This is a genomic window from Rhizobium sp. SRDI943, from assembly GCF_057653695.1.
In genome coordinates this window covers 765,644-784,301 of the sequence record NZ_JBYGKN010000002.1, presented here as the reverse complement: position 1 = coordinate 784,301, position 18,658 = coordinate 765,644, and the positions used below count along the sequence as shown (strand labels likewise).

Sequence of the window (18,658 nt, the reverse complement as noted above, 5' to 3'; positions counted from 1 at the left end):
GCAGAGCCGCGCGCTAACCTTTTCTTTTGCGCTTCCGGACGGAAAACCGCGTCGCACTTTTTGCTGGAATTTCTCTATGTAATCCGGCCGCTATTCAGCACATGGTCCACGCCGCTTTGAACGTGCCGTTTGACGACGTCGGTCGCGCCAGCGACGTCGCGCCGAATGGAAAGTTCAAACAAAAGCTTATGGTCATCGACGACGGGCTTTCCGCGAAAACTTTCGGCCAGCATATGGTAGCGGAGAAAGCGGTCGAAGACGGACGACAATGTCGCCATCAGCGTCGCTGAATTGCAGGCCGAGACGATCGCCTGATGGAACTCCCAGTCGTATCGAACCCAGTCGACCGTCCGTGAGACGTCGCCGGCAAGGAGCTTGCGTTCCGCGGCAGCCAGCCGGTGATGGGCGGCGACGATGCGCCCCTCCCATTCAAGATTTCCCGCAGCGAAGGCAAGGCCGATCGCATGTGTTTCAAGAACAATCCTGAGGTCGGCGAGCTCCAGAAGTTCGCGGCGCGAAGCAGGGCTGACTTCAAAACCGCGCTGCCCCTCGGCAACGACGAGGTTTTCCGTGGTCAGACGGCTCAGGATTTCGCGCAGCGATGAAATGCCGATGGAGTAACGCTCCTTGGCCTGCTCCAGCTTGATCTTGGCCCCCGGCGGCAATGTCCCCGATATGATATCCTCGCGGATCTGCCGGAAGACGACATCGCTTACTGTTTCAGCCGGGTCGTGGACTTGCTTGAGCATGGCTTTTCCTGGTTTCGCCGAAATGCAATTTACGTGGTGGACCTAAAGCTCGAAGAGGAACGTCCGGACAATTTCTATCTCAGCGTCCCTCTCGCCAGCGCATGTTCGACCCCGCCTTGAATATGCAGGGCAAGCACCCGCTTGGCCGTCACCGCGTCCCGTCGCAATGCCGCATCCAAAAGCTGCTGATGTTCATTGGCTGCGACATCGCCTCGATAGGACAAGGCAACCATCTGATATCTGAGATATCTGTCGAAGATCACCGAATGCGTCTCCATCAGCAGTTTCGACCCGCAGGCAGATATCAGGGCTTGGTGGAACTCCCAGTCGTAGCGCTTCCAGTCCTCAGCCCTGCTGGTGTCGCCGGTTGCCATCACCTGTTCCATCCGCGCCAATTTGTAATGCGCCGATACCAGCGGAGCTTCCCACTCCACGTCGCCATGCGCGAACGACTGCTCCAGCGCATGTGTTTCCAAGAGAAGCCTCAGCGCCGCCGTCTCCTTGAGGTCTGAAACCGACACCGGAGACACTTCGAAACCTTTTTGCCCCTCGGCGACGACAAGCCCCTCGGAGGAGAGCCGGTTCAGCACTTCCCGAAGTGTGCTGATGCTGGTCTCGTAGGACTCCTTCAGGCTTTCCAGTTTTAGCTTTTGCCCGGGAGCCAGCCGGCCAAAAATGATGTCGGCCCGAATGCGCCTGTAGCTGCTTTCGGCAATGGTCTCGTTGATAACCGGCTGCAACATCGCGAGTCTCTTATATTTCCCGTATCGTCGGATATATCGCTTTCTGGCACCCTAAAGCAAGGAAGCATTCCCACAATGGGATGCACAATTTTCTCATATGATGGTGGTTTAACCGGAGAACCAGGCAAACGGTGGAAAACGCTAATACACGCGCCATAAGTCGTTTCGGCTAGGCTCTTTGCGTAACCCGCAAGTGGCACTAACCGGGAATATCTGAGAATTACCGCGGACTGGCGGTGAAAGCTTTGCATGGAGACGGCGTCTGCCCCCGCGAGTCATCAAATAGTAATACAAATATTGCGGAACCTAACACTGGCGCCCTCGTTGTGCCATCATGTCTGAAACGTCTGAAACAACTACAGCAGGAATCATCCAGCGCGATACCTTGAAGCGCTTGGGACCACGTTTGCGTGGGCTGCCAGAATTCTCATTGCCCACCGACTGCGAAGATGTTTTCGGGGACTTACTGAAAAAGCTGGACGCTGCGGCGAGAGAAAACCAGGCACCAAGACATTCAGGTTTGACCGGCTGACGCCTTGATCAATCTCATAAGACAGCCGAGTTGATGTCGTCCAGCGTCATTCTACCGCATGTTCGCCGATGGCGGCGCTCGATTCACACTTTCAGGATGGATCGCCGACGGCGCCGGCAACCAGGAACTTCCGGTCGCGACGCCGGTTAACCAGGATGCCGTATCTCGTCGAAATCCTCCTTCCAGTTTCACACCCTCGTGGGAGCCGGCCGAACGTCAACCTTGTCCGGGACGAACTCATGGCGAAGTTCGGCGGGGTCACCCTTCACGTCGACTCACCCGCCGAAGGACTGTGGCGCGACGACGGCGAAATCGAGCAGGACCGCATCGTTGTCGCCGAGTTAATGACCCCTGATCTCGACCGCGCCTGGTGGTCGTCCTACCGCAAGAAACTGGAGGCGCGGTTCCGTCAGGAGGAGATCGTCATTCGCGTGATTGAAATCGAACGCCTTTGATTTTCTTCGCAACCATAACCATCGTGAATCGGCCTCGTTTGCCGATCGTAAGGTGGAAACGCATGCGCGAATATTGCCGCCCATGATAGTCCCCGCAATCGTTAAACAGAACAGCACGGTAGGTAAGCCAGGCCCCCGCTATACTCTACAGATCACCTGAGCGTTCAACCGCCGCTTTGACATCGCCCTGGCCGCCGGTCCCTACTGTCCGAGCCACTGATACTCGGCAATGGACGCCTTGCCCGACTTCTTGTCGTACAGACAGATGAGGTTCACTAGCTTCTTCGACTTCGAGCTCTTCTCGCGGAGAAGAACTGCTACCTTGCCAGTCGCATCGTCGAAGACCACCGGCGCGGTCGCTTCCGGTGACACCATTCGCGACTGACCGATGCAGGTCCCGTTCGCCTTCGCGAACAGTGCGTTCCATGCGCTGTCGCTGGAAGCACTGGCGAACTGGGTAAGGGCAAGCAACGTTGTCGTCGCGACCAATGTGGTCTTCAGCATATCAAACTCCTCATTTCATTCAGAATCACGCCTCGGCGTGGCGGCTGTTGATCGCGAAAAAGGATGGCAGGATCACGACGGCGGCGGGTGGAACCGCGTCGGCGTCTGCGAGTTCCTTCTCCAGAAGGAGAACCAACATGACGACGAACTCAATCCCCAGTTCCGCCAAGCTTCCTCCAAAGTCGCTGAACGAAGACACGCAGGACGACGAGCTTCCAGAGATCAACGTCGACGAACAGCGCGCCCCGCCCGTGAACATGGGCAACAGCCGCGAGGCCGGTGACGGCGTCGCCGACGCCGAACCAGAGACTGGTCGGTCCGATGCGAAGACGCGCATCCCCGCGCCGCAGACGGCAAACCGCGAGTGACGATGTCGAAGGTCAGCACCGGCCTACACGACCGCCCGAAGGATTCCACGATAGCGCAGAGCGGCCCGCCCTATAGTTGAACTTAGACCAGACGTTCCAGACAAAGCCGCGAGATGCAAAATGAAAGAAGGCTGATTGTCAGAGCCCAGTCAGCCGTCGTCGGATATAGCGGTCCCCCCAACCTTCGGAACTGGATTTTCGGCTCGACAGGGCGGCAATTGTTTTTTCAATCGCGCGCAACCATCTAATAGGCATGACTTACGGGAAAATGTCCCCGCCCTGAGCAGCGCGTATACCGAAAACCAACCATACCGGCTTGCTTTCCGAACCGAAAGCCGATTGCTTAGGAAAATCTACTTCTTCTTCCGCTATCGGTTGGGAGAATACAAAGGGGAACAGACAAACCCGTGGAATTCTGCTGCTTCGCATCGGGACGAACTATGACTACGATGGCGATGCGGGAAGGCCGGTTTGAAGAACGATGACGACAGAACTGTTTCAGGTAAAATTTTGGGGCGTCCGCGGCAGTATTCCCGTGTCTGGCCCCGAGTTCGATCGCTACGGCGGTAACACTTCCTGCATCGAGATTCGCTGCGGAGAACATCGGATGATCTTCGACGCTGGCTCCGGCCTGCGCGAGGCGGGGCTGTCGTTGCTCGCCGACAGCGTCACCGACGTCGACCTGTTCTTCAGTCACTGCCATTACGACCACATCATCGGCCTGCCCTTCTTCAAGGCGATCTATTATCCCTCGATCAACGTCAACATCTGGTCCGGCCATCTCGATGGCAAGATGAGCACGCGGGAAATGGTCGAGCAGTTCATCAGCCCGCCCTGGTTTCCCGTCAAGACCGACATCTGTCAGGCGACGATGAATTTCAGCGATTTCCATGCCGGCCAGGTGCTGAACCCGCGCCCGGGCGTCAAGATCAAGACCTTCATGCTGAACCATCCGGGCGGCGCCATAGGCTACCGCATCGAATGGCAGGGCCGTTCGGTCGCGCTTATCTACGATATCGAACATGATCCCGGCAACTACGATCCAGTCTCGCTCGAAATGATGCAGGACGCCGATCTCGTCGTCTACGACTGCACCTACAATGAAGACGAGATGCAGCGTTTCAAGGGCTTCGGCCATTCGACCTGGCAGCACGGCACCGAGCTCGCGAAGATCGCGGGCGCCAAGCGCTTCGCGCTCTTCCACCACGCTCCCTCCCGCACCGACGAACAGCTGGCGCAGATGGAAACGCAGGCGCAGGCGGCCTTCCCTGAATCCTTTGCCGCGCGCGACAATCAGATCGTGATGATCTAGCAGGCCGCTGAAGCCGCCTTCATCTTGTCCAGTCTGACGCTCTTCGACAGAGTATCCTATTCGTCGAGCCGAGCAGGCCTGCGACGTCACGACGGAACAGTTGCCCGGCCGGACCGTTTTCCCGGCAGCGAAAAATCAACGAAACAGGGATCCGTCATGACCGCGCTTTCCGGAAAGTGTCTTTGCGGGCAGGTGCATGTTTCTGTCCGGGGCGAACCCTTGCGCGTTGGAATCTGTCATTGCACCGACTGCCGGCAAGAAAGCGGTTCGGCCTTTACCTTCTATGGGATCTGGCCCGCCGGCCAGTTCGAACATTCAGGGAAAACCGGCGAGTTCCAGGGTCGACATTTCTGCACCGGTTGCGGCTCGCGGCTGTTTTCCGCCGATGACCAGGAGGCCGAAATCAAGCTCGGCATCCTTTCCGAGGCCCCGACGCCTCTTGTGCCGAGCTACGAACTCTGGATCAAACGCCGCGAGCCCTGGCTGCGACCGGTCGAAGGCGCAAAGCAGTATGACGAAGACCGAACGTGAAGAACGGTTCCGAGGAGCTTGTCCATGACCACTCTCGTCCGACATCGCTGGATGACGGTTGCAGGCGTCGAGACTTTTTACCGCGAGGCCGGCCGGGAAGATGCTCCGGTCTTGTTGCTGCCGCACGGATATCCCTGCTCGTCCCATGAATTTCGCAATCTCATGCCGCGCCTTGCCGACCAGTGGCGCCTGATCGCGCCGGATTTCCCGGGCGCGGGCTATAGTGGCACGCCTGAAGATTTCGACTACAGTTTCGATGGATACGCTGCCTGGCTGGAGGCCTTCGTCGACGCCCTAGGTGTCGACCGGTTCGTCCCCTACCTCCACGACTTCGGCTCGCCAATCGGTACCCGCTTGGCGATCAGAGCCCCTCAACGCATCGTGGCGCTGATCATCCAGAATGGCGACATTCCCTATGAAGATGCCCTCGGACCAAAATATGCGGATATCGAGGCGACCTGGACGCTTCCGAGATCGGAGATGAGGAAGGTGCTGGCGGAGGCGGTCAGCGAGGAGACTTTCAAGGAGGAATTCCTCAACGATCTGCCGCCTCCTCTGGCCGATGCGATCCCGCCAGACCTCTGGAAGCTGCATTGGTCGCTGATCACGCCACGGCGCAAGGACATCGCCAGAGACCTGATCGTTGGACTGAAGGAGAACCGGGCCTGGTTCCCGGAACACCGGAAATACCTCCAGGAATACCAGCCTCCGACCTTGATCGTCTGGGGTCCGAACGACCACTACATGCCGGAAAAATCGGCGCGAGCCTACCTGCGGGATCTGCCGGACGCCGAACTGCATCTGCTCGGCGGCGGCCACTGGCTGCTCGAGACACATCTCGAAGAGGTCGTCGCACTCATGCGAGACTTCCTCGGGCGCGTTCATGCCACCTGATCGACAATGTCTAATGCCCTAAATCGTGTCGCGATCTTTGAGATTCGCTCCTCGCGCTTCAGGTCTTGCTTTTGCGCATGCGCTATCGCAACACCGCGGCACAGTTTCACGCGATATGCTCTAGCAGTTCCGACGCCGATGACCAGCGGACGGCCGGATGTCGGGTCGTCACCGCAAACAACGCCGACAGGAAATCCCATGCCGCTACGTCATGCACCAGATGGTGGGTGAGCACGCCGACAGGCTCGTCGCTGCCGGCAAACCGGTCGGAAAGCTCGGCCACCAGTTCGGCCACCAATTCCGCCTCGCCCCGTCCGCCGCGCGTGCCATGCCAGTCGATGATGTCGACATGGGTGTTGAGGAGCGGCATCGGGCCGTCCTGCTTTGCTCGCCCATAGACCGAAAGGGCTGCAAATCCGAGCGCTGGCAGCGCCGGGATGAGGGCGGCGTCGATCCGGTTCCACGGCGGCACCAGCACCGGCAGGAAGCGGGCCGGATGCAGCCGCTGCAGCAGTCGGAACCCCTCACCCAACTCGCCGAGCACGGCCTCCCCCGGCCGCTCGCCGCCGAGTTCCTGCTTCTTGCCTTGCGGCCCCGCATGGTTGGTATGAGACCAGCCATGCACGGCGACAGCGACGGATGTTTCCTCCCCCAGCCGCACGGCCAACGCCTCACCGGTCAGGCCGGGAATGACCGCGAGCATCAGCGGAACATTGTTTTCACCGGCCAGCGCCATCAGCGTCTCCAGCGCCTGCGTCGGCTCGACGGCGTCGTCATCTCGCAGCCAGAACCGTGCCACGCGGCCGGCGGCCTGCCAGCGGTCAAGCTCGCGGCGCAGGGGGTCCCAGGCTATCGCGTCGGTCATCACGTCACTCCTGTTGCTGCGCTGTCGCGCAAAATTCCGTCCAATCGCTGCGCCGCCATCGCAAGCGAGCGTTGCCCAAGCACCAAGCGCCGCGCCGCCTGCCCCATGGCGTCGCGCCTTTGCCCGTCGTCAAGCAGGGCGGCCACGGCCTCGGCATAGCCGGCAAAATCGCCCTCCGGCGTCAACAGCCCGGTCACGCCAGCCTCGACCACCGCTGGCACGCCTGCCGTTTCCTGCGCAACGACAGGCAGGCCGGCGGCCTGGGCTTCCAGATAGGCAAGACCGTAGGCCTCGCCGCAGCCGGGCCAGACATAGAGGCCGCCGCGTCCGAGCAATTCGGCGATCTCGATGGCATTGCGCTCGCCCAACCATTCGATGCGGCCGGGAAAGTCGGCAAAGAGCACCTGCACCTCTTGCCGCATCGGACCATCGCCGATGACGGCCAGGGTCCAGGGCCGGTCTTCGATCAGCCGCAACGCATTTGCAAGCATGACATAACTGTCCATCTTGTCGCCGGCTCGCATCATCGCGACCGTCATCAGCCGGCGCGGATCAGGCGCCGGCGACACCTTCTCGAACATCGCCGTGTCGATGAACGGGTTAAGCCTGGCAAGGCGCGCCTGCGCAAAGGCGGCGGCAAGCCCGTCCTGGTCGCGCCCGGTGAAGCTAATATTGACCGCCGCCCCCATGATCGCCTCGCCCACCAGCTTCTGCGAAGCTGCCCAGCCGGTTCGATCGCGTTTTGCCGCATAGGAGGCTTCGGCGGTGACGTAGGGAATGGCGAATTCGGCAGATATCGCCGGCCCGAAGGGATCGGGCGATTTATAATAGGGGTGGTAGCAGAACCAGAGGTCCGGCCGCGGCGCGGATTTCCATCTTAGCCGCAGCCGCTCCAGCTCGGCGCCGATGGCGGGTTCAAGCGCCGCTGCGGCTTGCGGTGTCGAGGCATAGGTGCGGAATTCTGAGGCGATGTCGACCTGATGCCCACCAAGCTCCAGTGCCCGGATCAACAGCCGCGCCATCAGCCTATCGCCTGACGGCACCGGATGGTTCGGCGATTTCATCGGCGCGTAGAAAGCCACCCGCATTGGGACACCTCAGGTAAGACCACACTGTTTACAACTTTCACGCCTGTCGGGAAAATTCCGCTATTGTCCCTTTGCCGAAAACTTGCGCATAAGCATATGGAATGTGATCGCGATCGAAGCAATTCCGCCTCTTTCTCAATCTCTATGGGCCTGCGGTTACATCGACAAGAACGGGAATGAATGACGACGGTCTCGGCCACAGGGATTTTTTCGGAACGTACGATCAGAAGGGCGAGGCTCGGTTCCGGCCTCGTCATTTTCATCTTCGTCCTCTTGCATTTGTCGAACCATGCGATTGGCCTGATTTCAGTCGCCGCCGCCGATAAAGCCGCCCACCTCTTTCTGGCGATCTGGCGCAATCCTCTGGGGACCGCCATCTTCTATTCATCGGTGCTCATCCATATCGCGCTGGTGCTGCGCGCCATCCACATGCGCCGCAGCCTGGTCATGCCAAATGGGGAAATGGCCCAGATCGTGCTCGGCCTGATGATCCCGCTGTTGCTTATGGATCATGTCATCGGCACACGCATCGCCCACGAATTCTACGGCTACATCGATGACTACGAGACGGTTGTCGGCATGCTCTGGATCAAGAACCCGGCGAACGGCATGCGGCAGGCGCTCGCCGTCGTCGCCGTCTGGATCCACGGCTGTATCGGCATCCATTTCTGGCTGCGCTATCGCTCCTGGTATCCGGACTTCGCGCCGCTGCTGCTGGCGATTGCGATCCTCGTGCCGGTGCTCTCGCTGCTCGGCTTCGTCGAGATGGGCCGGACACTCGCCGACCCTTCCTACCAGCAGTCAATGACGGTCAGCGCCTACAAGGAGGGCGTCAACACCCGTTACGCCTCGAACCCGCAAGTTCACCGCGAGGTCGCCATGATCCGCGCCGGGCTCTACGGCGCCTTCTCGGCCTCGCTGCTCATCGTCGTCATCGCGCGTGCCCGGCGCAAGCTGAAGGAGCGGCTTGACCAGGTCGCCGTGAACTATCCGGGCGGCGAGGTGATCCGCGTGCCGCGCGGCTTCTCGGTACTGGAAGCGAGCCGGCTCGGCGGCCTGCCGCATTATGCCGTCTGTGGCGGCAAGGGCCAGTGCTCCACCTGCCGCGTGCAGATCCTTGGCGACTACGACAGCCTGCCGATCCCCGACAAGATGGAGCAGACGACGCTGAAGCGCATCAATGCCGGCCCGGATGTCCGGCTCGCCTGCCAGCTTCGTCCGAACCGCGACGTTGCCGTCGCGCCACTTCTCGTGCCGGCGATCGAGACGGCCCTTCCCGCAAACAGCCAGGAGACGAGCCCCGGCCGCGAGCGCGAGATCGCCGTGCTCTTCGTCGATATTCGCCATTTCACCACAATGACGGAAACCCGCCTGCCCTTCGACGTCGTCTTCCTGCTGAACCGCTATTTCGCCATCATCGGCAAGGCGGTGGAGCAGTCCGGCGGGCGGCTCGACAAGTTCATCGGCGACGGCGCCATGGCGCTCTTCGGGCTCAACACCGCGCCGGAGGAAGCCTGCCGCCAGGCGCTCAATGCTGCAGCAGCGATCGTCGCCGAGATCGAGAAACTCGCAGCGGAACTCGCCGACGAACTGGCGCTGCCGCTGCGGATCGCGATCGGCATTCACACCGGCCCGGCCGTCGTCGGCACGATGGGATACGGCCGGGTGCGCAGCATGACGGCGATAGGCGATACCGTCAATGTTGCGAGCCGTTTGGAAACAGCTGCCAAGGAATTCGAAGCGGCGATCGTCATCTCCGAACCGGTGGCGAGCCTTTCGGGTGCTAACCTTTCCGGCATCGAAAGCCGTGAAATCAGCGTGCGCGGCCGGGCCCTGCCCTTGAAAGTCTACGTCATTCCAAGAGAGAAAGCGGCAGAGCCGCTCGAAGGAAAAGCCTGATGCCCGGCAAGCCCTGGCTGACCGCCAAATACTGGAACCGCCGCCTGCGCAAGGCGCGCAATTCCGCCGCTTCGCGCTTCTTCGACACCCGCTTCGGCCGCCGTCTGCTGATCGAAAATATCGGCACGCGGGTGGTCTCGATGACGGTCGACGCCGGCGACCATCTGATGACTTTCTCGCCTTCGGACTATATCGGCCGCAAGGTCTTCCGGAAGGGCCATTTCGAACGCGAGGCCGTCGACCGGCTGATCTTCATCCTGCGCGAGCGCGGCCTTTTGCGAAAGGACGCAACGCTGCTCGAGATCGGTGGCAATATCGGCACCCAGACCGTCTATTTCGCCCTCAGCGACACCTATGCCCACGTCGTCAGCATCGAGCCCGATCCGCGCAATTTCCCGCTGCTTGCCCTCAACATCCGCCAGAATCGGCTGGAGGAGAAGGTCCGCCTCGTCAACTGCGCTGCCGGCGAGCACGAAGGCGAGATCGACTTCTTTCTCAACCTCAACAATCACGGCAAGAGCAGCGCCATCCGTCAAAGCCCGACAGACAAGAAGATCAGCGTGCCGGTGAAGCCGGTTTCCGAGATCCTTGCCGGACTTTCGATCGACCCGGCCGCGATCGGCCTCGTCTGGATGGACATCGAGGGATACGAGCCGGTCGCCTGCCGGTCGATGCGGCCACTGCTTGCCCGCCGCGTGCCGCTCTACATGGAGTTCACGCCGCTTTTTTACGGCCCGGAGGGAACGAAGGCCTTCATATCAATGCTATCAGGCTTCTACGAGAATTGCCTCGTCATCTTCGAGGATCGCGAAGAGGAAATGAAGGTCCGCGACCTGCCGGGCGAATTCGATCAGTACAACGTGCTGTTTCTGCCTTAGAGGCTGCTTGTTACCGGCATTCGGGGCAGTATCTGTTAACGTGTCATTCCGTATTCGGCATCTAGGTCAAATCGAACGACACCCATTCCAGACGACTTTCCTCGTAGACGCTTTGCGTTGGCGCGAGCGATGAGGGATCGGCGAAGCATCCCAATGCGACGGCTACCAGCTCTTTCCTGAATTCCGGAATCCAGAAAACTGTCGACCCGCATGCCGGGCAGAAGCTGAATTCGACCGATTTGCCGCTGTCGCCCCATCGGACGTAGCTGGTCGACACCCCGGACGTCTCCATTTGATCGGCGTGGAAGAAGACGGCTACTCCGAACGCGCTGCCGGTGCGACGTTGGCAGGCCCGGCAATGGCAGGCGGAGATTTTGACAGGTTCTCCGTCGGCGGTGATCGAAAGCTGGCCGCATGAACAACTGGCTGCTCGTTTCATTCCCGTGCTCCACTAAAATGATGTCCGCGAAAGCAACCGCACGCACCTGGTAGCTGTTTTGGATGCCGCCGCCAGGCCGCCGGACAGATCGAACAGTGCCATCAGGTGTCAGGTCCATGCAGCAAACTACTCGGCAGATGATCGCGCGTATTCGCCGGGTCGTCCGTGCAGAACTAAAGGTTACTCCGACTCCCTTTCGACCGCACGCCGCGCCCGGATAGCCGCGGCGATGAAGACGCGCGAAAGGCCATGATAAAGCGGTTCGCGCGAAAGAATGCGCGAAGTCACGTAACCGATCATGGACACCGCCATGATCGGGATGACTGCCTGGTGGTCGCCGGTCATTTCCAGGATGATGACGAAGGCCGTCATCGGGGCCTGCACGACGCCCGCGAAATAGCCGGCCATGCCGAGGATGGCCGCCAGCGCGACGCTGGTGCCGAGCAGGGAGCCGACGGTGCTGCCGAAACCGGCGCCGACGGCGAGCGACGGCGCAAAGATGCCGCCCGGAATACCTGACAGCATCGACAGGAAGCTTGCGGCGAACTTCTCGACGAAGAAGAGCAGAGGCAGGGCGTTGCCTTCGACCGCAGTTCGTGCCTGCTCATAGCCGGTACCGAAGGTCGTGCCACCTGATGCCACTCCGATAACTGCGATCGTCAGTCCGCAGGTGCCTGCAAGAGCCAGCATGCGCTTCAGCGGCTGTGGCTGCGCCCAGCGGCGGATCTTCTGGCCAAAGTGCAGCGCGAAACCGCTGAAGGCTGCCCCGAGCGCGCCGCCGCCGACGCCGCAGATCAGAACCAGTCCCCAGTCGCGAAGCTCCGTGGGTGCAGCCGATGCCATGCCGAAGTAATTGTAGCTTCCCGAAATCCCGAGCGCTGCAAGGCCGGAGAGGATGACGGCGGTCAGCACCAGTCCGTTGGCCCGAGACTCGTAGGTCCGACTCATTTCCTCGATCGCGAAGACGATGCCGGCGAGCGGCGTGTTGAAGGCGGCCGCAATGCCCGCCGCCGATCCGGCTAGGATCAGCCCGCGCGCCTGCGCCATGCCACTGAACCGGGCAACCGCGAGCATGATCGACGCGCCGACCTGGACAGTCGGTCCCTCGCGGCCGATCGAGGCGCCGGAGAAGAGCCCGAGCACCGTCAGTACGATCTTACCGCAGGCGATCTTCAGCGACAGCAGCCGCGTCCGGTCTTCGTCGTCCCTCAGGTGCCTGGCGGCAATCGCCTGCGGAATGCCGCTGCCCTGCGAGTTCGGAAACAGCCTCGCCGCCAGATAGGCCGAGAGCATGAAGCCAAGCGGGGTCAGCGCAAGTGGCAGCAGGAAGGCCCATTCACCGGACGAGGTGAGAGACCCGAAGCCCTTCTGCGCCAGATCCGCAAGCTTCGCAAAGCCGACGCTGATCACCCCGATTGCCAAGGCCCCGCACCAAAACACCAGTCTTGGCCGCCAAATTGAGAAAGAGCCCCATAAGACGCGGGAGCGGCGAAAGAGCTTGGAATATCGATAGGATGGCGGCATGTCGGGCTCGGCGATGCGGGGCGGGGTTGTCCTTTACTAGCGCTATCGCGCCCGAAGATCACCCCCTTTGCAGCAGGTCGATCGCGGGCACGACTGCGGGCGCGCGCGCCGAGCACGGAGGCTCACGTTCAACCGCCTCCGTCCAGGCTTCCCTAGGTCGGACCTCGTCGCATGAGAGCAGGCAGCCAGCCTACATTTTCGTCAACGGATCCAATGACGATCGCGGCAAGCCATGTTCATCTCTCGAGGGAGCTTTCGGACCTATCAGAGCCGCCGATAATTTTACTTCGCATGACCGTGGGTGTAATCTGAGGATGCTCTCCTGAGGCGTTTGAACGCCAAGGGCACCTGGCTCGCTCCGTGGTTCCCCCGCTGGAGCGGGTTTTTTTCTGCCGATCATCTCGGAAGAACTGACGATATAAGGCAGTGATAGACGCGGCATCCCAAGCTCCATCGCCTATTATGAGAAGCGCTCATCGACACTGGATGTCCATCATCGTCGAACGTTACGACACTGGAACGATGTCGGGGGGCCCCTGGAAATCCCTGCTGCTTTTAGGTATCCCTTTCCGGATGGCGTGTGCTGCGTGCGCCGCGGGCTTCCCCGAAATCGACGGAGACGAAGATCAACCTTCCAGAAGGGAGCGCGAACCATGTCCTTGCCGATCACGACCGGTCGCATTCAATCCACTCTGCGCGGATTTCTTGATAGCGAGGCATCTGGTGGCCTCGTTCTTATGGCTGCCGCGGCGATGGCGCTTGCGGTGGCGAACTCGCCGCTGGCGGGCGCATATTTTCATGCCCTCCATCTTTACCTCGGGCCACTGAGCTTGCAGCACTGGATCAATGACGCCCTGATGGCCGTGTTCTTCCTGCTTGTCGGTCTGGAGATCAAACGGGAGATGCTCGACGGCCAGCTCTCGACCTGGAGCAGGCGAATCCTTCCGGGTGCCGCCGCGGCCGGAGGAATGCTCGCCCCAGCCCTCGTCTATCTGGCTTTCAATGCCGGGACGCCAGCAAGCCTCCGCGGCTGGGCGATCCCGACGGCCACCGACATTGCCTTCGCGCTCGGAGTGCTGTCGCTCTTTGGCAACCGGGTTCCGGCGTCCCTGAAAATCTTTCTGGCGGCGCTTGCCATTATCGACGACCTCGGCGCCGTCCTCGTCATCGCACTCTTCTATACAAACGGTCTCAACCTCCTGGCCCTTGCCGGAGCCGCCGCGGTCCTTGCCCTGCTGTTTTTCATGAACCGAGCCGGCGTGAAGACGCTGACGCTTTATCTCGGCCTTGGCGTCGCCTTGTGGGTGTTGATGTTCACCTCCGGGATCCACGCCACGCTTGCGGGCGTGCTGCTGGCCTTGACGATACCGGTTAAGCTTTCTCCCGGCGCTCCGGAGGCTAGCGACGAAGAATCTCCGCTGCACCGGCTCGAACACCTGCTTCATCGACCAGTGGCATTCATCATCGTCCCACTCTTTGGCTTGGCCAACGCCGGCGTTTCCCTTCGCGGCACGTCCATCTCGAGTTTGGGAGACCCTCATACAATTGGCGTCGCCGCCGGACTGTTTGCTGGCAAGTTGCTTGGGGTTCTCTCCGTCGTTGGTCTCCTGGTGAAGCTACGTTTTGCGCAGCTTCCGGCAATGGCGAACTGGACGCAGATGACCGGTGTCGCGCTTCTTTGCGGCATCGGCTTCACGATGAGTCTCTTTATCGGTCTTCTCGCTTTCGATGACCCAGCCGTACAGGACAAGGTCAAGATCGGCATTCTGCTCGGTTCGGCGATCTCTGGCGTGGCCGGATCCGCGGTTCTGATGGCGAGCCGGCGGAAAAGCAGCCGGTCGTAGTCATCTACGAGTTCGCGGCGACGGCACTCGTGGACATTAAGATCTTCGCAGGGGTCTGCGCGCCTCGCCTCTTTGGATCCCACCTTCTCCGCCGCTTTCCTCGCTGCTGGAACAGGCGAACGCCTCGCCATGTCAATGCATAAAAGACCGCGCCTAAGAGCGCGGCGAGCGGAAGGCAGGCCAGCATGTCTTTCGCGTACGCACATTGCGGCATTGCTGCGGTTTATCACCCTCTCCCGAACTTGCCCGCTTGGCACGAATGGCCTCTCGACCGGCCAACTGCCCGAGCCGCCCGAACGTGATGTTTGCGCCCTATGCGACCGACTGCATGACAAGCGATTGATGGCAATGCACGCCGGCCAGCACGCCTGAGGCGGAGGCGAGTGTGGCATTGTGCATGGCGCTTGCCGCATCGCCGGCGGCGAAGACACCCTTGATAGTGGTTTCCTTATTCTCACCGGTGCGAATGACCGGCCCAAACGGGCCGTCGTCGAAGGCGCAGCCAAGCTGTTCGGCAACCGGGCTCGCCATCGTCGTTTTTGGCGCGACGAATACGGCGTCGAGCGGCAGGATGCGGCCATCGGCGAGGCGAACGGCCTCAAGCTTCGGATCGTCGCCCAACAGGTCCACGATTGGGCTGCGCTCGATCCGGACGCCACGGCCAGTCAACTTCACCAACTGCTCTTCATCGGGCTCGAACAGCCCTTGAGTGAAAAAGGTCGTCGCTCCCCAGTCCGGGATCATTACGGCCGAATGGGCCGAATGCGGATGGTTTGCAAGGACACCGAGCTTGCCGCCGCTGACCTCAAAACCGTGGCAATAAGGGCAGTGCAGCGCGGAGCGGCCCCATCGCTCCTGCAGGCCGGCGATTTCGGGCAGCGTGTCGCTGACGCCGGTTGCAAGCACGATGCGCGCGGCTCGTTCTTCGCCGCCGTCTTCGGTGCCGACAATGAAGGCGTCACCATCGCCCCGCGCCCGGACGACGTTCCCCTGGCGGATGGTGATCGTCGGATAAAGCGAAAGCTGCCGTTTGCCCTCCCGCATGATCGCCGCCGGCGTCTGGCCGTCCTGGCCCAAGAACCCGTGCGAGGCTTCAGAAAACCGATTGCGCGGCGCGCCGGCATCAACGAGCAGAACCCGCCGCCGCGCCCGGGCGAGCTGCATCGCGGCCGAAAGGCCGGCGAAGTTTCCGCCGATGATGATGGCGTCGAACGACATGGGGCTCTCCTTGGATATTGAACTCATGACTCAACATAAGTTACATGACATGACGCCGTCAAGCATCATGTTACTTGTCTTGTTACGATCGGCTTGCGATAATGACCCGCCCGATCGACAGGAAGAGAATCATGCGCAATGACAGCCGCCTTTCACGCATGCTACACGTGCTGATCCACATGGATAAGCACCAGCATTCGGCGACCTCGGACATGATAGCCAAGATGCTGAACACCAATCCCGTCGTCGTCCGCCGCACCATGGCCGGCCTTCGCGAACAGGGCTACGTCCGCTCCGAAAAGGGCCATGGCGGCGGCTGGACGCTGGTGCGTCCGCTGTCCGAGATCACCCTGCTCGACGTCTACCGTGCCATCGGCGAACCGCACCTCTTCGCCATCGGCCCGGCCGACGACCAGCCGGAATGCCTGGTGGAACAGGCGGTGAATGTCGTTCTCGGCGACGCGATGAAGGAGGCCCAGGCCCTGCTGCTGCAGCGATTGGACAGCGTCACGCTGGACAAGATCGCCGCCGACTTCGAGGCAAAACTGTCCGCGCGCCCGGCCACATCCTATTCCTGCGCTTCCTAAGCGGCGATTACGTCCTGCGGTAGTGGAATAACGGTCTTTGTCGATGCCGTTTTGGGCGAACGGGCCGGCCGCACCGTCATCTTGCAAGCGCACAAGCTGTGTCGTTTCCGCATCACTTTCTGTAAGGTTGCAAATATCCGCTTGGCAAGGGCGAAATGCTTCGGTACAAAACGCTCACCGCTTTAGTTCAAACATAGGGAGGCGTTGCATGCCAGCAATCATCGAAACCTTCCCTTGCGGAATGTCCCGACACTAGGTCATTTCCATTCGCGGCCCGCCGCAAGCGCGCCCGACATGCGGTTTTCCCTTAATTCATAGCCCGATTGATCTGACGGGGTTATTTCGTCTCCCGCTTGGGCCGTGCCATCCAACTCTCTATCCTGAGGACCGGCTGCCGACACGGCGCCGAGCGATTAAAATGACTCGCAAGAAGCTCGATTTCCGCGCCGATGCCTATCGCCATGTGCTCGGCTTTGTTTTCCATCATTGGCGCCATCGGCCTGTACTGGTGGGCATCATCATCGTGCTGGTCATTGCCAGCACGCTGGCCGAAGTCATGGTGCCGGTGTTTTCCGGCCAGATCGTCGATGCCATCGCCGGCGGCAATGCGGCTGAGCGGGCGCTGCGCGCCTTCGTCGTTGTCGTGGCGCTCGCCCTGACCAGCGTGGCACTGCGCTGGTTCATCTTCAACGGCATCATCCGGCTGACGCTGCGCACCATGGCGGATGTGACGAATAACGGTTTCCACAAGGTGCAGCGGTTTTCGACCGACTGGCACGCCAACAGCTTTGCCGGTTCGACAGTGCGCAAGATCACCCGCGGCATGTGGGCACTCGACCAGCTCAACGACCTGCTGCTGGTGGCCCTTTTGCCCTCCATCGTCATGCTGGTTGGCGCCAGTATCGTGCTCGGCAGCTACTGGCCGATCATGGGCCTGATCGTGGCTGCGGGCTCGCTGATCTATATCGGCGTGACCGTGGCGCTTTCCATGGGCTTCGTGTCGCCGGCGGCACGGCTTGCCAATGCCTGGGACACCAAGCTTGGCGGCGCGCTGGCGGATGCGATCAGCTGCAATTCGGTGGTCAAGGCCTTCGGCGCCGAGACCCGCGAAGAGGCACGCCTGCGCCAGGTGATGGCCAGATGGGACAGCCGGACGCGTCGGACATGGAAGCGCGGCACGCTGAGCGGCACGATCCAGGGCTTCCTGATGGTTTCCATGCAGGCAGGTATTCTGGGAACGGGCCTGGTCATGTGGCGGCAGGGGCTGGCGACGCCTGGCGACATCACCTTCGTGCTGGCGATGTTCTTCGTTCTGCAGGGCTATCTGCGCAATGTCGGCCAGGACATCCGCAATCTGCAGCGTGCCGTCAACGACATGGAAGAACTGGTGCTGCTCGACAAGATGCCGCTCGGCATCGAGGACAAGCCCAACGCCACGCCGATCAGGATTGGCGAGGGCGAGATCGTCTTCGATCGCATCACCTTCCAGTATGGCGCCCATCCCACGCCGCTTTATGACGACTTTTCGGTCACCATCAAGCCGGGTGAGCGCGTCGGCCTGGTGGGACATTCGGGTTCCGGCAAGACGACCTTCGTCAAGCTCATCCAGCGCCTCTATGACGTCAACTCGGGCCAAATCCGCATCGACGGACAGGATATCGCAGCGGTCAGGCAATCAAGCCTGCGCGGCCAGATCGCGATCGTGCAGCAGGAGCCCATCCTGTTTCACCGTACGCTGGCGGAAAACATCGCCTATTCCAGGCCGAACGCCTCGCGGCGCGAGATCGAACAGGCGGCAAAACAGGCGAGCGCCCACGACTTCATCATGGACCTTCCCAAGGGCTATGAGACGATGGTGGGCGAACGCGGCGTCAAGCTGTCGGGCGGCGAGCGGCAGCGTGTCGCCATTGCCCGTGCCTTCCTGGCCGATGCACCGGTGCTGATCCTGGACGAGGCGACATCTAGCCTCGACAGCGAAAGCGAAGTGCAGATCCAGCAGGCCATGGAACGCCTGATGAACGGCCGCACGACGCTGGTGATCGCCCATCGGCTGTCCACGGTGCGGGCGCTCGACCGGCTGCTGGTCTTCGACAAGGGAAAGATTGTTGAAGAAGGCGACCACCAGGCGCTGATCAGGCTCAATAACGGTATCTATCGCCGGCTGTTCGAGCGCCAGGCGCTGGAACTGACCAAGGGTCTGGTGGCGTGAACCAAAACGCGAGAGCGCC

At 61.1% G+C, this 18,658-nt stretch carries 18 protein-coding genes; 10 read left to right on the top strand and 8 right to left on the bottom strand.

The genetic code is table 11. The annotated features are described in order from the left end of the window. Nucleotides 1-74 precede the first annotated feature (74 nt). Nucleotides 75-749 carry a GntR family transcriptional regulator gene (locus AC245Y_RS27760; protein ID WP_017996797.1) on the bottom strand — a complete coding sequence of 225 codons (675 nt, stop codon included), beginning with the start codon at nucleotides 747-749 and terminating at the stop codon, nucleotides 75-77. 74 nt (nucleotides 750-823) lie between these two features. Continuing rightward, a complete protein-coding gene (locus AC245Y_RS27755; RefSeq protein WP_017996798.1) occupies nucleotides 824-1,492 on the bottom strand; it encodes a GntR family transcriptional regulator in 669 nt (222 codons plus the stop codon). Nucleotides 1,493-2,179: 687 nt separating this feature from the next. Here AC245Y_RS27755 and AC245Y_RS27750 point away from each other — a divergent pair. Beyond that, nucleotides 2,180-2,479 carry a hypothetical protein gene (locus AC245Y_RS27750; RefSeq protein ID WP_017996799.1) on the top strand — a complete coding sequence of 100 codons (300 nt, stop codon included), beginning with the start codon at nucleotides 2,180-2,182 and terminating at the stop codon, nucleotides 2,477-2,479. 201 nt (nucleotides 2,480-2,680) lie between these two features. Here the strand turns inward: AC245Y_RS27750 and AC245Y_RS27745 are convergent, their stop codons facing one another. Then, nucleotides 2,681-2,983 (bottom strand): hypothetical protein, encoded by a 303-nt coding sequence (locus tag AC245Y_RS27745; protein ID WP_017996800.1) that lies wholly within the window; start codon nucleotides 2,981-2,983, stop codon nucleotides 2,681-2,683. 137 nt (nucleotides 2,984-3,120) lie between these two features. On the opposite strand from AC245Y_RS27745, the gene AC245Y_RS27740 reads away from it, so the two are divergent. The 4 genes from AC245Y_RS27740 (at nucleotide 3,121) to AC245Y_RS27725 (ending at nucleotide 6,088) form a co-directional block, all read left to right on the top strand. After that, complete coding sequence (locus AC245Y_RS27740; protein WP_012763524.1) at nucleotides 3,121-3,351, top strand: hypothetical protein; 231 nt, start codon at nucleotides 3,121-3,123, stop codon at nucleotides 3,349-3,351. A 481-nt stretch (nucleotides 3,352-3,832) separates the two neighbouring features. After that, the gene (locus tag AC245Y_RS27735; RefSeq protein WP_017996802.1) at nucleotides 3,833-4,663 is read left to right on the top strand and encodes an MBL fold metallo-hydrolase; all 831 of its coding nucleotides are present in this window, start codon (nucleotides 3,833-3,835) and stop codon (nucleotides 4,661-4,663) included. Between the two features lie 156 nt (nucleotides 4,664-4,819). Further along, nucleotides 4,820-5,194: a GFA family protein gene (locus tag AC245Y_RS27730; protein ID WP_017996803.1), complete on the top strand. Its 375-nt coding sequence runs from the start codon at nucleotides 4,820-4,822 to the stop codon at nucleotides 5,192-5,194. A 24-nt stretch (nucleotides 5,195-5,218) separates the two neighbouring features. Continuing rightward, on the top strand, nucleotides 5,219-6,088 hold the full coding sequence (locus AC245Y_RS27725; RefSeq protein WP_017996804.1) for an alpha/beta fold hydrolase: 870 nt from the start codon (nucleotides 5,219-5,221) through the stop codon (nucleotides 6,086-6,088). A 106-nt stretch (nucleotides 6,089-6,194) separates the two neighbouring features. Here AC245Y_RS27725 and AC245Y_RS27720 read toward each other — a convergent pair whose 3' ends face one another. Further along, nucleotides 6,195-6,953 (bottom strand): polysaccharide deacetylase family protein, encoded by a 759-nt coding sequence (locus AC245Y_RS27720; protein ID WP_017996805.1) that lies wholly within the window; start codon nucleotides 6,951-6,953, stop codon nucleotides 6,195-6,197. Then, nucleotides 6,953-8,041, bottom strand: a complete 1,089-nt coding sequence (locus AC245Y_RS27715) for a glycosyltransferase family 4 protein (RefSeq protein ID WP_017996806.1) — start codon at nucleotides 8,039-8,041, stop codon at nucleotides 6,953-6,955. The genes AC245Y_RS27720 and AC245Y_RS27715 overlap by 1 nt, the downstream gene beginning before the upstream one ends. Nucleotides 8,042-8,221: 180 nt before the next feature. Here AC245Y_RS27715 and AC245Y_RS27710 point away from each other — a divergent pair, with 180 nt between their 5' ends. Together AC245Y_RS27710 and AC245Y_RS27705 are read left to right on the top strand one after the other, a co-directional pair. Continuing rightward, on the top strand, nucleotides 8,222-9,940 hold the full coding sequence (locus AC245Y_RS27710; RefSeq protein WP_017996807.1) for an adenylate/guanylate cyclase domain-containing protein: 1,719 nt from the start codon (nucleotides 8,222-8,224) through the stop codon (nucleotides 9,938-9,940). Beyond that, complete coding sequence (locus tag AC245Y_RS27705; RefSeq protein WP_017996808.1) at nucleotides 9,940-10,818, top strand: FkbM family methyltransferase; 879 nt, start codon at nucleotides 9,940-9,942, stop codon at nucleotides 10,816-10,818. Before AC245Y_RS27710 ends, AC245Y_RS27705 begins: the two co-directional genes overlap by 1 nt. Nucleotides 10,819-10,879: 61 nt before the next feature. Here the strand turns inward: AC245Y_RS27705 and AC245Y_RS27700 are convergent, their stop codons facing one another. Both AC245Y_RS27700 and AC245Y_RS27695 read right to left on the bottom strand, forming a co-directional pair. Next, on the bottom strand, nucleotides 10,880-11,257 hold the full coding sequence (locus tag AC245Y_RS27700) for a GFA family protein (RefSeq protein WP_012763532.1): 378 nt from the start codon (nucleotides 11,255-11,257) through the stop codon (nucleotides 10,880-10,882). Between the two features lie 180 nt (nucleotides 11,258-11,437). After that, nucleotides 11,438-12,781, bottom strand: coding sequence for a chloride channel protein (locus AC245Y_RS27695; RefSeq protein ID WP_017996809.1), 1,344 nt, complete (start codon nucleotides 12,779-12,781; stop codon nucleotides 11,438-11,440). Nucleotides 12,782-13,434: 653 nt separating this feature from the next. Between AC245Y_RS27695 and nhaA the strand changes: the two genes are divergently transcribed. Next, nucleotides 13,435-14,625: a Na+/H+ antiporter NhaA gene (gene nhaA, locus AC245Y_RS27690; RefSeq protein WP_017996810.1), complete on the top strand. Its 1,191-nt coding sequence runs from the start codon at nucleotides 13,435-13,437 to the stop codon at nucleotides 14,623-14,625. A 312-nt stretch (nucleotides 14,626-14,937) separates the two neighbouring features. Here nhaA and AC245Y_RS27685 read toward each other — a convergent pair whose 3' ends face one another. Continuing rightward, the gene (locus AC245Y_RS27685; RefSeq protein ID WP_017996812.1) at nucleotides 14,938-15,843 is read right to left on the bottom strand and encodes an NAD(P)/FAD-dependent oxidoreductase; all 906 of its coding nucleotides are present in this window, start codon (nucleotides 15,841-15,843) and stop codon (nucleotides 14,938-14,940) included. 131 nt (nucleotides 15,844-15,974) lie between these two features. Here AC245Y_RS27685 and AC245Y_RS27680 point away from each other — a divergent pair, with 131 nt between their 5' ends. After that, nucleotides 15,975-16,430, top strand: a complete 456-nt coding sequence (locus tag AC245Y_RS27680; RefSeq protein ID WP_017996813.1) for an Rrf2 family transcriptional regulator — start codon at nucleotides 15,975-15,977, stop codon at nucleotides 16,428-16,430. Nucleotides 16,431-16,848: 418 nt separating this feature from the next. After that, nucleotides 16,849-18,639, top strand: coding sequence for an ABC transporter ATP-binding protein (locus tag AC245Y_RS27675; RefSeq protein ID WP_017996814.1), 1,791 nt, complete (start codon nucleotides 16,849-16,851; stop codon nucleotides 18,637-18,639). Nucleotides 18,640-18,658: the final 19 nt, after the last annotated feature.